2 protein-coding genes are annotated in these 2298 nt (G+C 33.6%); both read left to right on the top strand.

The annotated features are described in order from the left end of the window. The first annotated feature begins 631 nt into the window (after positions 1 to 631). A complete protein-coding gene (locus JCM21738_RS21615) occupies positions 632 to 1009 on the top strand; it encodes a hypothetical protein (RefSeq protein WP_023614514.1) in 378 nt (125 codons plus the stop codon). Positions 1010 to 1373: 364 nt separating this feature from the next. Then, a complete protein-coding gene (locus JCM21738_RS21610; RefSeq protein ID WP_023614512.1) occupies positions 1374 to 2261 on the top strand; it encodes a bacteriophage abortive infection AbiH family protein in 888 nt (295 codons plus the stop codon). Positions 2262 to 2298: the final 37 nt, after the last annotated feature.

Genomic DNA, 2298 nt, shown 5'->3' with positions numbered 1-2298 from the left:
TTATGCGGAGGAAGGATTTTGGAATATGAGGTAGAACTGACTATTGGTAGAAAAGGCTGCTCTCAATTTTAAGAAAGATAAATAGGAGTACAAATGGACATACACAAATTTATCTTAAAGCACGAAACACCATTAAATACGCTTCATCGCTACCAGAGAAATTTTCTCGTTCATTCGTTCCTGTACTATAAACTAAATGAAACAATTATTTCTGATGACGAATATGATAAGCGATGTAAAATTATGAACAATATCATAGAGAACTGTTCAGAACTTGCAAAGTCAAGCTCTTATTATGAATTATGCAAAACTTGCGGGAAAACTGGAAGTGGTTACTACATTAAGGAATATCCAATAGAAATTATTACAAGAGCTTTTCATCTTTTATATCAAGTCAAAAAGCCAAATGAGGATTTTCCACGATTCGTTTTAAAATGGGGTTATCGAGTCGTTACCTGAATAGTACAAATCTTGTTTAACTAATTGGTGCGTTGATCCAGGAAGGATTAAGCACCTTTTTTGTTGAATTCCTTATTGAACTATAGAAGCAGTGTAAGAAGGATAATTGGATAAATGATATAAACAAAACTGAATGGTAATTATAACTATTTAAGCTAAGGGGAAACTGGTTTTGAAAATGATTGATTACTTAGAAAGTGTTGATTTCGCATTACGAAGTTATTACGACAGTATACAACACTATAAATTAGAAATTACAAAAACCAATCAACAGTTAAGTGAGGCAATTCGTAATCTATTTGTTGCCGAACAGCACCTTTCTCTAGGAGATTTGGATCCAGATGATAACTTACCTTATGGTTATATCGACCATTTCCATGGAATGAAAGCAAAGGGGTACAGTGACAGCCTAGAAGCTAAAGCTATTAAGGGAAAATTAGATATCCAGAAAGAAAGTGTCAATCAATTATCTGGATCGATTTTACAAGTAGGAAACAAGGACTGTCATATGCTTATGGGGATCCTTCACTTTGGCCATCTTCTCAGTTAGTTGGGACCCAGGCACTAAGTAAAGTTATCCACATAGCTAGGAATCAATCATTGCATTATGAAGATGGAAAACCAAGTGAGCAGATAAAAAAAGTGTTTTGAATTATTGGAGAAAGACCTATCTATTACCTTTGACTTAACAAAAAATCAAGGGGAAACTGTTGTTTTTAAGGTTTTACAATGGAGTGACCATCCTACTTTTAAAAACCTAATGTTAAACCTTAAGTGATTAAAATCAGTATGTATTTATATTGAAATGAGCCATAAAACATGAGGAGAGATACATAAAAAATGTGGGGGATTATGCGCATTTAAACTGGGATAGCTATTGTTTTGAGGACTAACATGTGAAAAGTAGGTAGATTATGAAAAGACTTTTTATTATTGGAAATGGTTTTGATCTTCACCATGGAATGAAAACAAGTTATTGGAATTTTAGGGATTATCTCTCGGTAACTGAGACAGAAATATTAAGAACGATGGAGTCGTTCAATATGTTCCAAGAGGATTTATGGTCGGATTTTGAAGCAAATCTGGCAAATATCGATGTTGAACTAATGTATGATTATTACTCTGACAGTCTAGTCTCATATGCAGATGACAATTGGAGTGACAGTTATCATCATGAATTTCAGTACCTTATCGAACAAGATACTTCGAATATGAGCTATGGGTTAATATCACAATTTGTTAAATGGATATGCAGTATTGAAGTGCCAACTAAAATGAGTGAAGGGATTGCTAAGTGTTTTACCGAGGTTAAGGATTCTTATTACTTGAATTTTAACTATACACCAACTTTACAAAACTTGTATGGAATTGATGATGAGAAGGTTCTTCATATTCACAATAGAGTTGTTCATGAACGTTCTGAAATCATTCTTGGTCATGCTGTAGGAAAGCCACCAAGTAATTTAGATTTGGGTTATGGTGATGTTAGGCTTGATGAAGCGTATGATTTAATTACGCAGTATTATGTAACTACACACAAGTCAACAGCTTCTGTGATTGCAAAGAGTCAGGCTTTTTTTACCTCACCTGATAAATATAATGAGATTATTATTATGGGACATAGCTTGTCGGATGTTGATTTACCATATATTCAAGAGATAACGACCAATCTGTGTCATAAAAATACACGCTGGTATGTGAGTTACTATAGTGCAGGTGAGATAGCAAATCATAGAAGGAGTCTGGAAAAATGCTCAATCTCTGATAACAAAGTTACTTTCTTTAGACTCGCTGATTTGTAAATACATAAAATGAATTTCTAGAATACATATGGTGTCC

Origin of the sequence: Mesobacillus boroniphilus JCM 21738 (assembly GCF_000517385.1) — a bacterium.
GTDB lineage: Bacteria > Bacillota > Bacilli > Bacillales > Cytobacillaceae > Mesobacillus > Mesobacillus boroniphilus.
The sequence above is the reverse complement of the archived record's forward strand: the minus strand, read 5'-3'. Positions and strand labels throughout refer to the sequence as shown.